The 17682-nt window shown below is 59.8% G+C and carries 15 protein-coding genes; 6 read left to right on the top strand and 9 right to left on the bottom strand.

Annotated features, from left to right (window positions below; all coding sequences use genetic code 11):
* Window positions 1-63: 63 nt before the first annotated feature.
* The 8 genes from BUB23_RS05365 to BUB23_RS05330 form a co-directional block, all read right to left on the bottom strand.
* A complete protein-coding gene (locus BUB23_RS05365; protein WP_073102048.1) occupies window positions 64-1671 on the bottom strand; it encodes an ABC transporter ATP-binding protein in 1608 nt (535 codons plus the stop codon).
* Window positions 1668-2579, bottom strand: coding sequence for an ABC transporter permease (locus tag BUB23_RS05360; RefSeq protein ID WP_073102197.1), 912 nt, complete (start codon window positions 2577-2579; stop codon window positions 1668-1670). The genes BUB23_RS05365 and BUB23_RS05360 overlap by 4 nt, the downstream gene beginning before the upstream one ends.
* Window positions 2580-2599: 20 nt before the next feature.
* Complete coding sequence (locus BUB23_RS05355; protein WP_073102047.1) at window positions 2600-3541, bottom strand: ABC transporter permease; 942 nt, start codon at window positions 3539-3541, stop codon at window positions 2600-2602.
* 91 nt (window positions 3542-3632) lie between these two features.
* Window positions 3633-5204: an ABC transporter substrate-binding protein gene (locus tag BUB23_RS05350; RefSeq protein ID WP_073102046.1), complete on the bottom strand. Its 1572-nt coding sequence runs from the start codon at window positions 5202-5204 to the stop codon at window positions 3633-3635.
* 125 nt (window positions 5205-5329) lie between these two features.
* Complete coding sequence (locus tag BUB23_RS05345; protein WP_073102045.1) at window positions 5330-6292, bottom strand: Bug family tripartite tricarboxylate transporter substrate binding protein; 963 nt, start codon at window positions 6290-6292, stop codon at window positions 5330-5332.
* Window positions 6293-6967: 675 nt separating this feature from the next.
* Window positions 6968-8287: an amidase gene (locus BUB23_RS05340; RefSeq protein WP_084135765.1), complete on the bottom strand. Its 1320-nt coding sequence runs from the start codon at window positions 8285-8287 to the stop codon at window positions 6968-6970.
* A 41-nt stretch (window positions 8288-8328) separates the two neighbouring features.
* On the bottom strand, window positions 8329-9288 hold the full coding sequence (locus BUB23_RS05335) for a Bug family tripartite tricarboxylate transporter substrate binding protein (RefSeq protein ID WP_073102043.1): 960 nt from the start codon (window positions 9286-9288) through the stop codon (window positions 8329-8331).
* Window positions 9289-9338: 50 nt separating this feature from the next.
* Complete coding sequence (locus BUB23_RS05330) at window positions 9339-10037, bottom strand: GntR family transcriptional regulator (protein WP_073102042.1); 699 nt, start codon at window positions 10035-10037, stop codon at window positions 9339-9341.
* A gap of 196 nt (window positions 10038-10233) precedes the next feature.
* Between BUB23_RS05330 and BUB23_RS05325 the strand changes: the two genes are divergently transcribed.
* Window positions 10234-12180 (top strand): PhoX family protein, encoded by a 1947-nt coding sequence (locus BUB23_RS05325; RefSeq protein WP_073102041.1) that lies wholly within the window; start codon window positions 10234-10236, stop codon window positions 12178-12180.
* A gap of 67 nt (window positions 12181-12247) precedes the next feature.
* Here the strand turns inward: BUB23_RS05325 and BUB23_RS05320 are convergent, their stop codons facing one another.
* A complete protein-coding gene (locus BUB23_RS05320) occupies window positions 12248-12985 on the bottom strand; it encodes a TrmB family transcriptional regulator (protein WP_073102040.1) in 738 nt (245 codons plus the stop codon).
* 184 nt (window positions 12986-13169) lie between these two features.
* Between BUB23_RS05320 and BUB23_RS05315 the strand changes: the two genes are divergently transcribed.
* Genes BUB23_RS05315 through BUB23_RS05295 form a run of 5 tightly spaced genes read left to right on the top strand, consistent with a single transcriptional unit; the run spans window position 13170 to window position 17677 of the window.
* On the top strand, window positions 13170-14345 hold the full coding sequence (locus BUB23_RS05315) for an ABC transporter substrate-binding protein (RefSeq protein ID WP_073102039.1): 1176 nt from the start codon (window positions 13170-13172) through the stop codon (window positions 14343-14345).
* Between the two features lie 36 nt (window positions 14346-14381).
* Window positions 14382-15248, top strand: coding sequence for a branched-chain amino acid ABC transporter permease (locus tag BUB23_RS05310; protein ID WP_073102038.1), 867 nt, complete (start codon window positions 14382-14384; stop codon window positions 15246-15248).
* The gene (locus tag BUB23_RS05305) at window positions 15245-16267 is read left to right on the top strand and encodes a branched-chain amino acid ABC transporter permease (RefSeq protein WP_073102037.1); all 1023 of its coding nucleotides are present in this window, start codon (window positions 15245-15247) and stop codon (window positions 16265-16267) included. The genes BUB23_RS05310 and BUB23_RS05305 overlap by 4 nt, the downstream gene beginning before the upstream one ends.
* Entirely contained in the window at window positions 16264-16992 is a 729-nt protein-coding gene (locus BUB23_RS05300; RefSeq protein WP_073102036.1) for an ABC transporter ATP-binding protein, read from the top strand. Before BUB23_RS05305 ends, BUB23_RS05300 begins: the two co-directional genes overlap by 4 nt.
* A complete protein-coding gene (locus BUB23_RS05295; protein ID WP_073102035.1) occupies window positions 16976-17677 on the top strand; it encodes an ABC transporter ATP-binding protein in 702 nt (233 codons plus the stop codon). The genes BUB23_RS05300 and BUB23_RS05295 overlap by 17 nt, the downstream gene beginning before the upstream one ends.
* Window positions 17678-17682: the final 5 nt, after the last annotated feature.

Raw genomic sequence — 17682 nt, 5'->3', positions numbered from 1 at the left:
CATGGGGAGCGGTCCAGTGGCTGCTCCCCATGCCCGCGCTTGAGCGCAAAGCGCAGGATCCTGTCAGGCGGTATTGAAATTCCAGCCACGGCCGGGCGCGGCGGCAAACAGAGTCCTGGTGTAGTCATGCCGGGGCGCGGCAAAGACATCGGCGGTAGCGCCGCATTCGACTATCTCGCCCCGGGACATGACGGCGATACGGTCGCATACCCTCGCTGCCACGCGCAGGTCGTGCGTGATGAACAGCATGGCGAGGTTCATGCGATCGCGGATTTCCTCGAACAGCGTCAAAACTTGCGCCTGTACCGAGACATCCAGCGCGGAGACCGCCTCGTCGGCGATGAGCAGTTCCGGTTCCATTGCCAGCGCGCGCGCTATGCAGATCCGTTGCCGCTGCCCGCCGGAGAACTCATGGGGAAACCGTGTCAGCACAGCCGGGTCCAGACGGACCAGTTCCATGAGCTCGCCCGCCCGGGTCCAGGCTTCGGAGCGCGGCATGCCGTAGTTCATCGGCCCTTCGATGATCGAATCTCCAACCCTCCTGCGCGGATTGAGCGACCTGTAAGGGTCCTGGAATACGATCTGGATCGAGCGGCGCAATGGCCGAATTTTCTTCGTCGAGAGCCAGGCCACGTCCTGGCCGTTAAGCAGGATGCTGCCCGCGTCGGGTGAAATCAGCCGCGCTATGCAGCGCGCCACGGTGGACTTGCCGGAGCCGGATTCGCCGACGATCCCCAGCGTTTCCCCGCGGCGGATTTCCAGCGTGACATTGCTGGCGGCCGGCACCCGGCTGCGCGGATAGGTCTTGCCCAGGCCTTGTGTGCGCAGCGTGACCTTGTCTTCCCGGATCGGCCTGCGCGGCCCGGGTATCAGGCTAGGCACGGCTGCAATCAAGGACTTGGTATAGTCGTGTCGCGGGTCGCTCAGCAAGGCCTTGGTCGGCCGGGATTCAACCATGTCGCCCAGCCTGAGCACGGCGACATGGTCGGTTATTTCAGCGACCACGCCAAAATCATGGGTAATGAACAGCACGCCCGTGCCATGCTCTTGCTGCAGTTCCCGGATGAGGCCAAGGATCTGCGCCTGTGTCGTCACGTCGAGCGCCGTGGTTGGCTCGTCGGCGATCAACAGCGCAGGCCCCAGGACCAGCGCCATGGCGATCATGATGCGCTGCCTCTGGCCGCCCGACAACTGATGGGGGTAGGCCCGGAATATGCGTTCCGGATCTGGCAGACGGACTTTTTCTATGATTTCAAGCACACGCCGGCGCCGGGCTCCCGGGGACATGGATGTGTGCGCGCGCAAGACCTCATCGATCTGGTCGCCGCAAGTCAATACCGGGTTCAGGGCGGTCATGGGCTCTTGAAAAATCATGGACATGCGGGTGCAGCGCAATTCCCGCAAGCGCGTCTGGCTGGCTCTGAGCACGTCTTCCCCGTTCAGCAGTATCTGGCCGTGGACCGCCGCCAGCCCTTTGGGCAGCAAGCCCATTACCGCATGGGCGACGGCCGACTTGCCGGAGCCGGACTCCCCCACGAGGCAGACGGTCTGGTGGGGGCTGACGGTGAAGCTGACACGTTCGACCGCGAACGGCCGGTCAGCCCCGTCGGGCAGCGCGATGCTCAAGTTGCGGACCTCGAGCGTGGGGCTGGACTGGTTTGGATGATTCATATTCTTTTCTTGATTCGCGGGTCGAGCGCATCGCGCAGGCCGTCGCCAAACATGTTTACCGCGAGCACGGTGAGCGCAAGGAAGATGCCTGGATAGAGGATGTTGTGCGGGAATATCCGGAACAAGGCTCGGCCTTCCGCCATGATATTGCCCCAGGTGGGGATCTCCGCGGGAATGCCGACGCCAAGAAAGCTCAGGGTCGCTTCAATCAGCATGGCGTGCGCCACGATATACGTAGCCTGTACGACCAGCGGCGATATGGTGTTGGGCACGACATGGCGAAAGATCAGCAGATAGGTCGGCGTGCCCACGGAAATCGCCGCTTCGACATACGGTTCTTCGCGTACCGAAAGCACGACGGAGCGCACGAGGCGCACGACGCGCGGGAGTTCCGTGATGGCAATGGCGAAGATCACGGTGGATAAGCCAGCCGAGAGCAGTGATACCAGCGAGAGCGCGAGCAGTATGGAGGGAATCGCCATCAGGCCGTCCATGATGCGCATGATGACATTGTCGAGCAGGCGGAAGAACCCCGCGAGCAAGCCGAGGACCAGGCCGGCCGCCACGCTCGCCGCCGCCACGCTGGCGCCGATGATCAAGGATACGCGGCTTCCGTAAAGGACGCGGCTATAGACATCCCGGCCCAGGGAGTCGGTGCCCATCCAATTGACGAAACTGGATTCGCCGCCGTCATCGAGCCGGATGGTGCTTTCATACCCGGGCGGCTTGTTGCGCTCGGATGGATTGATCTCGGCGGGGTCCATGGTGTGCAGGAAGGGAGCCGCCAGTCCGATCAGTGTCACCAACACCAGTATCAGCGCGCCGATCGCCACGCTAGGCATATACAGCAGCTTGCGCAGCGCGCTGGGGCGCGCAGATTTCTTTTCAGGCGGCGCGGGCGCGTCCATCGCGATGTTTTCGATAGAGTTCAATATCTTATCCTCGGATCGAGCACTATGTAGGAAAGGTCCACCAGAAGATTGACCCCGACGAAGACGAGGGAAAACAACAGCACGAGAGCCTGTACCGTGGGAAAGTCGCGCGCAAGCACGGCGTCCACGGTCAGTCTTCCGAGGCCGGGAATGCTGAAGACGCTTTCCGTCACCACGACCCCGCCGATCAGGAGGGCCAGCCCGAGGCCAATGACGGTGACGATAGGCACCGCCGCGGTGCGCAGTGCGTGCCGCATCAGCACGACGCGGTTGCTCAGCCCCTTGGCGCGGGCCGTGCGAATGTAGTCCTCATCGAGGACTTCCTGCACGCTGGTGCGTGTGATCCGCGCGATCAGGGCGCAGTACACGATGGACAAGGCCACGCTGGGCAGCATCAGATGCCGCAGCCATCCCCAGACGCCGTTGCCGATGCGCTGATAGCCCTGGACGGGTAGCCAATTGAGGTGAACGGCAAAGACCAGTATCAAGAGATAGCCGATGACGAACACGGGGATGGAGAATCCCAGCGCGGAGAAGCCCATCACCAGCCGGTCCACCCAGCCGCCGCTTTTGAACGCCGCCAGCACGCCGATCGGAACGGCGATCAGGACGGATATGACGATCGTGCACAGGGCGAGCGAGAGCGTTGGTTCGAGGCGATTGAGGATCAGCTCGGCGACCGGCTTCTTGAAGAAGAAAGACTCGCCCAGGTCGCCGGAAAGCGTGCGCATGGCCCATATGCCGAACTGCTTCACGATAGGCTGGTCCAGCCCCAGGTGGCTGCGGATCTGTTCGATCTGCGCGGAATTGCTATTCTCCCCGGCAATGACCGCTGCTGGATCGGTGGCGCCGAATCGCAACATCATGAAGACGAATATGGCCACTACGGTAATCACCGGAATCGTCGCAAGCAGCCGTTTGCATAAATAAATGAACATGTATCGTTCGCATTCGCTTAAATAGGATGGGTGGCAGAGTCCACGCGGCTGTCGGGCAGGCGCCGCCTGGCGCAGCAGGTCCGGACCGCCTTTAGCTGCCAGTCTTGGCGATATTCCAGAAAATCGGCACTGGCGTGCTCAGCAGGCCGGTAAGACTCTTTCTGGCCACCATGGGCTGGTACCATTGTCCGAGGGGGATATAGAGCGGGTTCTCGATTGCCCGCAGCTGCAGGGCCTCGGCGATCTCTTTCTGTTTCGCCGGGTCGGACTCGCGCGCATAGACGCTGCGCAACCGTTCGATTTCCTTGTCGCAGGGCCAGCCGAACGTGGCCTTCTCGCATGAGGCGTTCAGATAGCTCGATTCCAGCGGGTTCGCGGCGTTATTGGTCGATGTCAGCGAAATGCTCCACCCGCCTTCGGCCAAGGAGTTTTTCTTTGAGCGGCGCATCACGTTGGTTTGCCAATCCATGGACTGCATATCGACTTTCATGCCCGCGCGCTCCAGCAGCGACTTTGCGACCGGCGCAAGGTTGGCGTACACCTGGCGGTCGGTCGCGTGCAGCAGTACGATGGGTGTGCCGTCATAGCCGCCTTCCGCCAGCAGTTCGCGCGCTTTCTTGAAGTTGGAGCCCAGCAAGCCGTCCATGCCCTTTTCGGTGGCCAGCTGCGTCCCGCAGATGAAGATCGATTTGCATTCCTTGTAGTACTTCGGATCGCCGATGACCGCCTTGAGGAAATCCTTCTGGTTCAACGCGTACCACATCGCTTGCCTGACCTTCACGTTATCAAAAGGTTTTTGTACCGAATTGAAGCGGAATACATACTGATTGCCCAGGGAACTCCAATCGCCGGTCTGGATGTTGGGGTCGGCGGTGAGCATGGGCAGAAGGTCGTGAGACGGCTGTTCGATAAGATCGACTTCGCCATTGAGCAAGGCGCTCACGGCTGTCTGCTGGTCAGCGAGCGCCAACCACTCGACGCGGTCGACCTTGGCGACCTTGCCGCCCGCCATCCCGGATGGCGGTTCATCCCGCGGCTTGTATTCCTTGAATTTGACATATACGGCTTTGTTTCCAGGTGTCCATTCGTCTGCCTTGAAGATGAACGGGCCGGACCCGATGAATTCGGAAATCTGTTCTTGAGGATTGGTCTGCGCGATCCGTTTCGGCATCATGAAGGCCGGCCCGGTCGACCTGCCCAGGCCAAGCAGGACGAGGCCGGTGGGTTCGTTCACGGTGATGCGTATGGTTTTGTCGTCGACACTGGCGATGTCGGTGACGAAAGACATCATTTGCTGTCCGAGCACGTCGCGCGCCGCCCAGCGCTTTATGGATGCGACGCAGTCTTCCGCCGTTACCGGCTTTCCGTCATGCCATAAGAGCCCGTCGCGCAGCGTCATGGTATAGACGAGCTGGTCTTCGCTGAGAGTGTAGTGGTCCAGCATCTGCGGCTTGATGTCTTCCTTTTCGTCCGTGGCGAACAGGGTGTCGTAGATCATGTACCCATGGTTGCGCGTGATGTAGGCAGTGGTCCAGATCGGGTCAATGATTTTCAGGTCCGACTGCATGACCGCGCGCAAAGTGGTTTCGGCCTGCGCAGTGCCAACGATGCCGGCCATCAAGATGGCGCTGGCCAGTGAAAACTTCAATGTTTTTCGTAGCATGGCTTGTGTCTCCTTTGTTTTCCTGCCTGATCGAATCCCGTCTCTAACGGACGATTTTTCATCTGATAAAGCATTATATTTAATGCATTTAATTTTATATAAGGCCTATTTGTAGCACAGAACGGTCAATCCCTGAACAATTGGCGCCAGCGCTGCGTTTCGGATTGCATCCGCTTGTCCAGCGCCAGCGGCGTGGCGTCGGCGGGCTTCTCGGGTGTGGCGCCCAAGGCCGTGATCCGCTTGTCGAACTTCGCATCCACGACGGCTTCCTGAAGCGCGCCGGAAATTTTTTCTACGATCGCATCCGGCGTCCGCTGTGGCGCGTATAGGGCAAACCAGAGAGAAAGATCGAATGATTCATATCCCAACTCTTTAAAGGTCGGCACGTCGGGCAGGGTCGGAACTCTTTCCCTGGATGTCATCGCCAGGGCCGTCAGCTTGCCGCTTTCCAGATAGGCGTTGGTGCTGGCCGAGGAATCGCAGGTCAGGTCGACCTGCCCGCCAATGACATCGACCAAGGCGGGTCCCGATCCCTTGTAGGGGACCTCGATCAGGCCGCTCACACCAATGGCGCGCTGTATCAGCGTGCCGCACAAATGCGTGACTGAACCCGAGCCGTTATTGGCGATGCTGATTTTGTCGGAATTTTCCTTCAGATACTTGATCGCCGCAGCGGCATCCTTGGCTGGAAAGTTCCTATTGGACACGAGCATCATGGGTATATAGGCTACCGATCCGATAGAGGAAAAATCCTTCAGGGCATCATAGGAAAGCTTTTCGTTGAATACGTTGACAGTGGACTGCGACATGTTGTTGAGCAGCAGGGTATATCCGTCGGGTTTGGCTCTTGCGACTCTGGACGAGCCTATGGTGCCGCCAGCGCCGTTCTGGTTCTCGACAATGACTTGCTGGCCCAGCCGTTCGCTCAGATCGTCGGCCAGTATGCGGGCTACCGCATCGGCGGCGCCTCCTGGAGGGAAGGGCACGACCATCGAAATGGGCTTGACGGGGAATGACTCGGCTTGGACGCCAAAGGCTAATGCCGCGCTGATTGCGAGAAATAGCGCTTTAGCTGACTTCGTTTTCATGCTGTCTCCTTCTGGGGTAGTGTGAATGGTTTTTTGGGGAGGGGCTGGCGGCTGGTGTCCCCATTGTTCTCGCCGGATCGGATATCGCCCTTGACAGGCGATTCATTATCCAGAAAAACATTTTATTTAATGCATTTAATTTTATATGTTTTCCTTTGTAGCACAGTACTATTGCTGAGGCAATATCTTATGTCTGCAAGGGGACTGATCCGCGGCACTGGCGCTATACACTCCGCCCATGCCGGATGGAGGCGCGGGCGCGCCGCGCCGATCTCCCTGGCGCTGGGCAAGCGCGGGTCGGGCAGTTTATGGTTCGGCGATTTCCGGCGCGGCCTGGGAATAGCCCGGTGGTGGCGCTCGGGCAATGGCGCTCGGGCAATGGCGCTCAGGCAATGGCGCAAGGGAAGAGACAAGGCATCCGTGGATGCCTCTTGTCTTCAGCGCGCTGGTCGCTGCGTTATGGCCAGCGTTGTGGACGGCGCAAGCGCCGGGATGGCGGCGCCTAGGTTGTGGGTTGTCTACGCATATCGGCCGGCGTTGCCGGAGCCGTTAAAGCAGCTTGTCATCAATCTTTATCAAGGCGCGACAAGGACAGAATTGATCGCGACAAATAAACGTCGCTCATGGGCGCCGAACACGCAATCGGCGAATCATATGGACATTCGCCAGGCTGCGCTAATTCAGTTCAGCCAGCCGCTTGGCATGGCACATAAGTTCGTGGTCTTTCGACCGCCGCCCCAGAAGCTGCACTCCCAACGGCATATGCCCGACCGTGATCAGCGGCAGGCTCACCGCGGGAATGCCCAGAAAGCTTCCATAGACCGATAGCGTGCGGGACCCGGTGTTTTCGAGGCCCAGCGGAGCGATGCCCGAGGCTGCCGGCAGAACGAAGGCATCGTAGCGCGTGGACAAGGCCTCCAGGCGGGCCAGCAATTTCTCGCGATGCTCGATCAGAGACAGGTATCTCTCCGCGGAAATGTCCAGGCCTTGTTTCACCAGGCCATGAATTTTCTCGCCGGTTTCCGCCGGGAAGTTTTTGCAGTATTGCGAGTATGGCCAGCGCATATCACTGGCCACCATCTCCGTTGAAAGAGATGGCACGCCATCGAGTTCGCCGCAAAACGCCGCGAGTTCGGCATGCTCGTCGACCCCGGAGACCTGCACGCCAGACTGTCTCCAGCGGTTCATGCGCTCATCGAACGCCCCCAGCTCGCCTTCACTGAGCTCCTTATACCCCGCGGTTTTCAATACGGCGATTCTGGGAAGGGGATGGCCCTCCGCTCCGAGGGACGGCAGGGGGATCAGCGGCGCATTCTCCTTGGTCGGCCTGTATTTCATGATGCAATGCGCAAGCGCCCAGGCGACGTCGAGGCTTTGCGCTATGACTCCCAAATGGTCGTGGCTGTGCGAAACCGGGTGCACGCCGTGCAAAGGCAATACACCCCACGTAGGCTTGTACCCGACCACGCCGCAATAACTGGCGGGGCGAATGATCGAGCCTTGCGTCTGCGTTCCCAGCCCCGCGCAGATCATCCCGCTGGCGACCCCCGCGGCCGTACCGGAGGACGAGCCGCCGGGGGTGCGCTCGGCGTCGTGGGGGTTGGTCGTGATTGTCGCCCTGCCGATGGCGAACTCGGTGGTGCGCGTCTTTCCGAGAATGACCGCGCCGCCCGAGCGCAAGGCGTCGACGGCTTCGGCATCGGCCCGAGGCCTCCAGTCCCGGTAGATATCGCTGCCCATGCATGTGGGTAGCGAGGCCGTGTCGATGATGTCCTTGATTCCGATCGGCATTCCGTCGATCCCGGAAAGCGGAGCCTGGCGCCGGTATCTGTCTGTCGAGGCGTCGGCATGAAGTCGCGCCTGCTCGATATCCAGGCACGCGAAAGCTTTGATCCGGCCCTCTTTTTCCTGCACGGCGGCGATGAACTCCTCCAGATATTCGCGAGGCGTCATCGTGCCCTGACGGAACATTGCCAAAGCGTGCTCAAACTTCATTATTACTCTCCCCCTCAAACATTATCGGCGCCTCGTTTTCCTTACATTTCCAGGCCCTTGCTTTTGACGAGGGCGCCCCATTTATCGAGGTCTCCGGCAATTCGGGTCATGATCGCGCCGGGCTGCTGGCTGACTGGCCTCATTCCAAGGTCCTTCAGGCGTTTCTGGAACTCTTCATTCTGGGCAGCCTTGCCCAGGGCTGCGCGCAATTTCGACAATTCTTCGTCGGGCGTGCCCGCGGGCGCAAACAGCCCCATCCAGGTGGAAAACTCGAAGCCCGGAAGATTGGCGGCCTCCGCTATTGTCGGCAGATCCGGATAATCGTCATGCCGGGTGCCGCTGGCGATACCCAGCGGGACGACCTTCCCGGCCTGGATATGTTGCTTTGCCTGGGAAACCGCCTGGAATTGAACTTGCACTTCTCCAGCGAGCAGACCCATTACGGCCGGTGCCGTGCCTTTATATGGCACATGGGTCATTTCTATCCCCGTTTGCGAGCTGAACAGCTCCGTGCCCAGGTGATAGCTGCTGCCCTGTCCCGAAGTGGAATAATTCAGTTCGCCGGGCTTGCTGCGCGCGAGGGCTATCAAATCCTGCACGGTCTTGGCGGGAACCGATGGATTTACGACGAGCAGATTTTCATCGAGGGCAATCAGGTCGATCGGCGCGAAGTCCTTGAGCGGGTCAAAGCGAACCGATTTCAGGATAATCGGCGCCATCATCGTGCTGCTGCTTGCCAATAGCAGAGTATTGCCGTCAGGCTTGGCGTCCGCGGCTTGCTGGCTGCCGATCGCGCCTGTGGCGCCCGGCTTGTTTTCAACGATGACGGTTTTGCCCAGGGGCTCGGCCATATATTGGGCGGCGAGCCGGGCGACGACATCATTGGGGCCGCCGGCGGCGAACGGCACAATGATGCGCACCGTTGAACTGTTCTGGGCGAGACAGCCCAGGGATGTAACACCCAAAGCGGCGCAGGCGACGAATTTGCTCACTAGTTTCATTTTTTCATTTTTCCTATTGGTTGGTGTTGGAACGTTTCCCAAGAAGCCCATCACATTTCCGACAGTCGCGCGTAGGCGTTGACGACGTGATGCGACAGGAGCTCCGCGCAGTGGTGGGCGCTTGCTATGGATGCTGCGTCGCGCAGAGCGCGCACAATCTGTTTATGTTCGGCATTGGACTTCTTGCGGTGGTCCTTGGTGGACAGGTTCTTCACCCGCGCAAGATGCAATTTCTGGATAAGCTCGCGATAGTTCTTGGCGATCTCGCGATTGCCGGCGTACTCGATGAAGAGCCAGTGAAACTGCAGATTGGCGTTGTAGTACGCCTGGACATTGTCTTCGCTGATGGCCTGGTCCATTGCGGCGGCGCAGGGCTCGAGCTTCGCCACGAGCTCGCCGCGCCGCTCTTTGGGCAGGAGGGCCACCATTCGGCCCGCATGGTTGTCCATGAGCGCACGAAACTGATACAGGTCCCGGACCTCGTCTTCCGAGAGCTCGCGGATATACACACCCGAGTGCTTGCGCGACACCACGAGCCCCATGCTTTCGAGTTCACGCAAGGCTTCCCGCACCGGCGCGCGGGACACCTTCATCTGTTCGACGAGTTCGGGCTCGCGCAAGGCCTGGCCCGGGCTTAGCGCGCCCGACATAATCTGATTCAGAAGATAGTCGCGGACCAGCTTGCCCAACGACGTATTCTTGATTTCATCGAACTCCTCCTGCCTGACAACTGAATTCAACCATTCCATATATCTCGCCTCTTTCGTAGAATCGTATACGATTCTACGAAAGAAGAAGAATCCGGGTTTACCCTTGGGCGAGGCGGAAGTGGCGGCTTTTTCCTGAGGAAATGCGAAGGAGCAGGATGCCGGGCCGGCTTAATATTGCTGCAATGAGCACATTGGATACTGGGCGCTTCACCTTGCCATGCCATGGAGCAGCCCCATGCAAAACTATCGCACTCCCGATTCCGAAGATCTTCCGGCCAACACCTCGGAGAACGAACATTTCCAGCTCGTCGTCGAGCGAGCATGCAGCCGCCGCGGCTTTCTGAAGTCTGGCATCGGATTATCGGCCGCCGTATTCCTGGCCGGCCCCCTGGCTGTCCATGCCAAAAACAAGGGCGAAGGCAGCAATGAACAAGCGTCTTCCCTGCTAGGCTTCAGCGCCATCCCGATCTCGACGGACGACACGGTCAAAATCGCCGCCGGCTACACTGCCGCCGTCTTCGCCCCTTGGGGAACGCCGTTATTCGCCGACGCTCCCGCGTGGAAAACCGACGGCGGCGGCGACGCCGCGGCGCAGGCCCGCCAGGTCGGCGACAATCACGACGGCATTCATTTCTTCCCCATAGACGGCAGCAGCGCCGAAGGCCTGCTGGTGGTAAACCATGAGTACACGACCGTGGAGGGCGGCAACTATATATGGCTGTTCGGGGCCAAGGGCGGCAAGCCCTGGACGGCGGACAAAACCGCCAAGGCGATGAACGCCCACGGCGTCTCGGTGATCCACATTGCGCGCAACAGCGCCGGCAAATGGGAGATCAAGCCAGGCTCCCGCTACAACCGCCGCATCACCGCCTCGACTGAAATGGTTCTCACGGGCCCGGCCGCGGGCAATGATCTGCTGAAGACCAAAGCGGATCCCGGCGGAACCCGGGTGCTTGGCACATTGAACAATTGCGGGAACGGCTGGACGCCCTGGGATACCTACCTGACCTGTGAGGAAAACTTCAACAACTACTTCGGCACCACGTCGGGCAATGACTCCCGTACTGCGGCGCAAAAGCGCTATGGCCTGGCGGCCAAAAGCTCGGACTACCGCTGGGAAGAGTTCGTTGACCGATTCGACTACGCCAAGGAGCCGAATGAATCCAACCGCTACGGCTGGATCGTGGAAATCGATCCATTCGACCCTTCGTCCACGCCCAAGAAGCGCACGGCGCTTGGCCGCATCAAGCACGAAAACGCGGCCTGTGCCTTGTCTGCCGACAAGCGCGTCGTCATCTACATGGGCGACGACCAGCGCGATGATTACATTTACAAGTTCGTATCCGAGGGAATTTATCAGGAAGGCGGCGACAATTCCGCCCTGCTTGACGCCGGCAAACTGTACGTCGCCAGATTCGATGATGGCAGGGCCAGCGACGACTTCATGGGCGTAGGCGTATGGATCCCGCTGGACAAGACAGCAAACGCCACGCTTGCCGCCGATGCCCGTTTTGCCAGCCAGGCGGAAATCCTGGTCAACACGCGCCTGGCCGCGGACGCGGTGGGCGCCACCAAGATGGACCGCCCCGAATGGGTCAGCGTGCATCCGGCCAGCGGCGAAGTCTACGTTACCTTGACGAACAACGACAAGCGCGCGGCGCCTGACGCGGCCAACCCGCGCGCGGCCAATATCTACGGGCAAATCGTGCGATGGCGCGAAGCCGGCGGCGATGCCGCCGCAACGAGCTTCGAGTGGGATATCTTCGTGCTCGCCGGCAACCCGGTCAAATACACCGACCGCGGCGATCTGAAGTCGGGCTCGGCGAACATCACTGCCGGCAATACATTCAACAGTCCCGACGGCCTGGCCTTCGATAAAGCCGGCCGTTTGTGGATCCAGACCGATGGCAAGTACAGCAACTCGGGCGAATACGAGGGCCAGGGCAATAACCAGATGCTGTGCGCGGACCCCGCAAGCAAGGAAATACGCCGCTTCTTTGTCGGCCCCAGGGAATGCGAAGTCACAGGCATCACCTTCACTCCCGACAGCAAGACCATGTTCATCAATATCCAGCACCCGGGCGAAGAGGGCGACAGCCACTGGCCGGACGGCGGCGACTCGGTGCCGCGTTCATCGACCATCGTCATCACCAAGGATGACGGTGGGGTGATCGGGAGCTAGGTAGGCCAGGGGCCGCGAAAATACTGCTATGGCGAGGCTGGTTCAGCCAGGGTACGGAAGCCAGCGCCTATGGGGCCTCTTGCGGCGCCGCCATGCGCCAGAGCGAGTCAAAAAAGGAGCGGTTCAGCAAGCCCAGCTCCCGGCTCTCGATGACCAGGGCATAATTCTCCTTCTTGGACGAAACGTATGTCACAGTGTCATCATTGATGTACATCGTCATGCCAAGGTCCACGCCGCCAGGCGCGAAGCGCACCTCGCGCAGCGACTCGGAAGTCCATATGTTTTCCGTTTCACGCGAACGCGAGCGCAGGACATTCAGTTGTATGCCGCGTTTGACCCGCTCGGAAATGAAGCCCTCCATCCATTGCAGGCCGGGGACTTCGCGCAGTTCGTGCATCGAGAGCACCCCATACAGGGTCTTGCTTCGGCATTCCAGCGTGTCCCATAAAGCCCGTTCTATACCGGCGCGCCCTTCGTATAACCGGGTGCGGGGCCGGCTCGACGCCCCGCTGTATATGGAGCGAAGTTCGGGGACGAGTTCGTTGAGCATCATCCGCGTGCGTTCCCAATCGCGGATCAGTACCGCAGGATCTTCCGCCACGACCTTGCGCACGCCTTTCACCTCTTGCGTCTGGCTTAGCAGCCCGCGTCTTTCAAGCCGCTCCAGCAAGTCGTAGCCATTGGTGCGCGTGACGCCGGCGCGTACGGCGACGTCGGCCACGGGCGCCGCGCCCAGTTGCAGCGCTGCCAGGTAAAAGCGCTGTTCCTTGTCGTCCAGCCCCAGCGCCGCCAATTGTTCTATCATCGTCCGCTCCTTGTGTGTCGAGATATCTCGACAACAATATTAAGGTAAATATCAAATATATACAATGATGTATAGGTGTTTACGATAGCTTTCATGAAAATTCGTCGCAAAAAATTGACGACTATGGCGGCCCTACCTATACTGGCCGCAGTTCCACCATATTGGATAACGAAGGAGAAATGTCATGTTACGTACGGTCGCCGCCAGCTTGTCGCTGGCAATCGCTGCATGGGCTGCGTCATCTGTTGCCTATGCCGCTCCAATCAATATCGGGGTGGTGCTGCCGCTGAGCGGCGCCAACGCCCAGTTCGGCATCAACGCGCGTAATGGCATAGAAATGGCGCTCGAGGATTTCAAGAGCGGGCACGACATTGATGTAAACCTCGTCTATGCTGATGTGCCGCAGCCCAATGCCGCCGCGTCCGCGGTTCAGCGCCTCGTCAGCCGTGAAGGCGTGGTTGGCGTGGTGGGAGCGTTTGTCAGCTCGGTCACCCTTGCGGCGTCTGAAGTTACAGAGCGCACCGGCACACCGATGATCACGCACTCGTTCGCAGATCAAATAACCGGCCGGGGCTATCGCTACATTTTCCAGGTGACGCCCAAGGCGACGACTTTCGGCGAGAAGCAATTTCAGTATGCGATAGATGTTGCCGCGAAGGCCGGCAACGAGATTACCAAGGTCGCGCTCTTTTACGAGGATACCGCCTACGGCACCGCGCAGGCTGAAGGAATACGCAAGGCCGCCAAGAACGCCAATGTCGAAATCGTCATTGACGACGCGTATCCGCTAGGCATCACCGATGTCGCGCCATTGATCAACAAGCTGCGCCGATCGGACGCGCAACTGGTTTTCCCAGTCTCTTACTTTAATGATGCCTTGCTTATCATCCGCACGATGCGTCAGCAAAAAATTGACTTGCCTGTAATCGGCGGAGCCGCAGGCTACATCGTCCCCGACTTTCAAAAGGGCCTGGGCAAATTTGCCGAAGACGTGTATTCGATCGCGCCGGCCAACTACGATGCATTGCCCGATGTCGCCGAACGCTACAAGCAAAAGTACGGGGTCTTCATGGCGCACGAAGCGCTGATGTACGGTGCGGCGCTGCAGCACATGCTGCAGGCGATACTGAACGCCAAATCGACCGACTCCGAAAAAGTGCGTGACGCGATTGCGGCCCTCAGGAAATGCGACGGTTTTTCGGCTGGCATACCTGGTGGCTGCACCGCTTTCGGTGCGACGGGACTGAGCGCCACGGCTTATCCGATTTTTGTGCAATGGCGTGGCGATGGTTTGGTAACGGTCTTTCCGGACGCGGACGCCAAAGCTGCGCCCCGTTGGATAGGGAAGGAAGTGAAGTGACTTCTATCGTCTTAATGCAAAAAGGGGCCGGGTGACATGTCAGCGTTTATACAGACACTGGTTGACGGTATCTTGATTGGCGGCGTCTACGGCGTCATTGCCGTCGGGCTGTCGCTCGTCTTCGGCGTCCTCAAGATCGTCAATTTCGCACAGGCCGAATTCCTGATGGTGGGCATGTACGCCGCCTGGTTTGCCTGGTCCTATCTGGGCCTGGATCCGATTTTCGGCGCCTTCATTGCGCTAGGCGTGGGATTCTTGCTCGGCGCGCTGTGTCAGCGCTTGTTCGTCCAGTATATTCTGGACGCGTCGCCGGTGGCCCAGATTTTCCTTACGGTCGGCTTGCTTGCCGTGCTCGAAAATGGCGCCCTGCTGATTTTCGGCTCCGATTTCCGGTCGGTCAGAACTCCCTACCAGACCATGGCGTTCGAAATCGGCCCCATTTTCCTGTCTGTGCCATATGTGGTCGCTTTTGTATCGGCGCTGGCGATGTCGCTGCTGCTGGGCTGGCTGCTCAACCATACCTGGACAGGCCGGGCGATTCGGGCAACCTCGCAGAACCGCGACGCGGCGCAGCTGTTCGGCATCGACACGCGTTTTATATACACCATTGCATTCGGGCTGGGCACCGGGCTGACGGCGTTCGGGGGCGGCATCATCCTCTCGTATACGGCGGTCAGCCCCACGGCCGGCGCCCAGTTTGTCGTGCTCATGTTTACGGTGGTGGTTCTTGGAGGCCTCGGTAGCGTCCAGGGCGCGCTGGTAGGGGGCATTATCGTGGGCATCATCCAGTCAGTGTCTACACTGTTCATGCCCATACAACTACAGAATCTGGTCCTGTTCGTGGTATTCATTACGGTCCTGGCCTTCCGTCCCCAAGGGCTGCTGGGGAGGGTCGCACGATGAAGCGCTCATTATTATTGGTCCTGGCGATCTCCATAATCGCCGTCGTGCTGGCCAATGTGCTGGACCCACGCGGCTATGCGGCGCGCGTCGTATGCCTGGTGCTTCTGGCCGCGACGCTGGGCCAATGCTGGAATATCGTGGGTGGGCTGGCAAACCAGATATCTCTGGGCCACGCCGCCTTTTTTGGCATCGGGGCATATTCCTCCACGGTGTTGCAGGTGATGTGGGGGATTTCGCCATGGCTAGGTATTCTGGTCGGCATGGTGTTCGCGATGCTCGCGGCATTGCTGCTGTCCCTGCCTACCATGCGATTGAAAGGGCCTTACTTCGCCTTGGCCACGCTGGCATTCGGCGAGGCTTGCCGTATTCTGGCGACGTCAATGTCAAGCGTTACGGGCGGTCCGCAGGGGATTTCAGTTCCCTTTGTGGGCGATTCCTGGGCGATGATGCAGTTCCGCGGCGCGGGTAACTATATATACCTGTTCGTCGGCCTGTTCATCATCGTGTCGGGCGTATTTGCCTACCTGGCCTACGGCCGCATGGGTTACCTGTTGCGCGCCGTGCGTGAAAACGAGGAAGCCGCCGAGGTCTCGGGCGTCAACACCCTCAAGGTCAAGCTGATGGGCGCCCTCATTTCGGCGGCGCTCACCGCGGCGACCGGTACCTTGTTCGCGCAGTTCACTTTCTTTTTCGATCCCGAAAGCGTCTTCAGTGTTGCCCACATATCGATACGCGCCGCGCTGATTGCGATTGTGGGCGGGGTCGGCACATTGGCCGGGCCTATCATCGGGGCGTTGATCGTCGTTCCGCTGGAAGAGTTTCTGATTGGATACTTTTCGAACAATGCCGCAGGTATCGCCCCATTCATCTTTGGGGTGGCGCTGGTGGCGATCGTAGTGCTGCGGCCACGCGGGCTGGTGTCGATTTTCCAGCCGCGGCGCGGCAAGCAGCGGACAGAGGCCGATGGCAGCGCAAATGCGCTCGCCACGGCGCGGCAAAGCGCGGCGGGGAAATCATGACGATATTGCAAGCAAATCAGCTAACGGTCCGTTTCGGCGGGCTGGTGGCGGTGGATAAGGTCTCGTTCGCCGTTCAGCCGAAAGAGATCATCGGGTTGATCGGACCTAACGGCGCCGGCAAGACAACTCTGTTCAGCATGCTCGTGGGGCTGCACCGGCCGACTAGCGGGCATGTGCTTTTCGACGGGCAGCACGTCAGCGGAAAGCGTCCCCACGTTATTGCGCGTCAAGGCATGACAAAGACATTTCAAAACACGGCCTTGTTTCCGGAAATGTCATTGCTCGACAACGTGACCACCGCCGGCCTGCTACGCCATCCAGTGCGCGAGGCGCGTGCTTTGGCGCTGGACTGCCTCGATCGCGTTGGCCTGCGCAATATCGCGGACGTTGACGTGGACAGCCTTACCTTCCCTCAGCGCGCGCTTGGCGAAGTCGCCCGCGCCTTGGCAACACAGCCGCGCATTTTGCTGCTGGATGAAGTGATGGCCGCGTTGACGCCGCTCGAGATGGATACGGTCATCGCGACGTTGCGCGAGTTGCGCGATCGCGATGGGTTGACATTGATCGTTGTCGAACATCATATGCGGGCCATCATGCGCCTGTCGGAACGTCTGCTCGTATTGAACTTCGGCAAGTTGATTGCCGACGGCACCCCGGCCGAGGTGTCCGTCAACCCGGACGTTGTCGCGGCTTATCTGGGAGGCGAGCATGCTAGACATAATTAAGCTTTCGGGCGGCTATGGCCCGCGGCCGATACTGCACGACGTATCTTTGCACGTCAACGAAGGCGAGACCGTCGCGATACTGGGCGCAAATACTGCGGGAAAAACCAGCATCATCAAGGCGATTTGCGGGCTTCTGCCCCGTACGCAGGGGCGCATGACACTGCATGGCCAAGACCTTGCGCAAGTACCGGCGCACCGGCGGGTCGCCATGGGTATTGCCTGCGTTCCAGAAGGGCGCCACGTCTTTCCCGAGATGTCGGTATACGAGAACCTGCTTTTGGGCGGCTATCACCGCCGCAAGTCGGATCTCGAGGCAAGCATACAGCGTTGCTACGAGCTGTTCCCGCGTCTGCAAGAGCGCCGTGCTCAGGCGGCGGGCACACTGTCCGGCGGCGAGCAACAGATGGTGGCGATAGGGCGGGCGCTCATAGCGGATCCGCGCCTGCTGCTGCTTGACGAGCCCAGCCATGGACTGGCCCCGATGATGGTGGACGAGGTGCATAGCGCCATCATGAAAGTGAACCAGGAAGGAATTGCGGTTTTGCTTATCGAGCAGAACGTCGCCAGCGCGCTAAAGGTAGTGGGTCGAGCCTACGTGCTGGAAAGCGGGCGCATCGCCATGGAAGGCACCGCCGATCAGCTGGAATCCAACGACGAAATCCGTCGCACATATTTGGGAATTTAAGGAGT

Source organism: Pollutimonas bauzanensis (assembly GCF_900129885.1).
GTDB lineage: Bacteria > Pseudomonadota > Gammaproteobacteria > Burkholderiales > Burkholderiaceae_B > Pollutimonas > Pollutimonas bauzanensis.
This window is presented reverse-complemented; position numbering and strand designations above follow the sequence as displayed.

Coding starts and splice junctions, on each gene's coding strand:
- BUB23_RS05305 (WP_073102037.1), top strand. CDS start 15,245: ATGAAGCGCTCATTATTATTGGTCCTGGCGATCTCCATAATCGCCGTC.
- BUB23_RS05360 (WP_073102197.1), bottom strand. CDS start 2,579: ATGGACGCGCCCGCGCCGCCTGAAAAGAAATCTGCGCGCCCCAGCGCG.
- BUB23_RS05325 (WP_073102041.1), top strand. CDS start 10,234: ATGCAAAACTATCGCACTCCCGATTCCGAAGATCTTCCGGCCAACACC.
- BUB23_RS05310 (WP_073102038.1), top strand. CDS start 14,382: ATGTCAGCGTTTATACAGACACTGGTTGACGGTATCTTGATTGGCGGC.
- BUB23_RS05315 (WP_073102039.1), top strand. CDS start 13,170: ATGTTACGTACGGTCGCCGCCAGCTTGTCGCTGGCAATCGCTGCATGG.
- BUB23_RS05330 (WP_073102042.1), bottom strand. CDS start 10,037: ATGGAATGGTTGAATTCAGTTGTCAGGCAGGAGGAGTTCGATGAAATC.
- BUB23_RS05300 (WP_073102036.1), top strand. CDS start 16,264: ATGACGATATTGCAAGCAAATCAGCTAACGGTCCGTTTCGGCGGGCTG.
- BUB23_RS05335 (WP_073102043.1), bottom strand. CDS start 9,288: ATGAAACTAGTGAGCAAATTCGTCGCCTGCGCCGCTTTGGGTGTTACA.
- BUB23_RS05355 (WP_073102047.1), bottom strand. CDS start 3,541: ATGTTCATTTATTTATGCAAACGGCTGCTTGCGACGATTCCGGTGATT.
- BUB23_RS05320 (WP_073102040.1), bottom strand. CDS start 12,985: ATGATAGAACAATTGGCGGCGCTGGGGCTGGACGACAAGGAACAGCGC.
- BUB23_RS05345 (WP_073102045.1), bottom strand. CDS start 6,292: ATGAAAACGAAGTCAGCTAAAGCGCTATTTCTCGCAATCAGCGCGGCA.
- BUB23_RS05365 (WP_073102048.1), bottom strand. CDS start 1,671: ATGAATCATCCAAACCAGTCCAGCCCCACGCTCGAGGTCCGCAACTTG.
- BUB23_RS05350 (WP_073102046.1), bottom strand. CDS start 5,204: ATGCTACGAAAAACATTGAAGTTTTCACTGGCCAGCGCCATCTTGATG.
- BUB23_RS05295 (WP_073102035.1), top strand. CDS start 16,976: ATGCTAGACATAATTAAGCTTTCGGGCGGCTATGGCCCGCGGCCGATA.
- BUB23_RS05340 (WP_084135765.1), bottom strand. CDS start 8,287: ATGAAGTTTGAGCACGCTTTGGCAATGTTCCGTCAGGGCACGATGACG.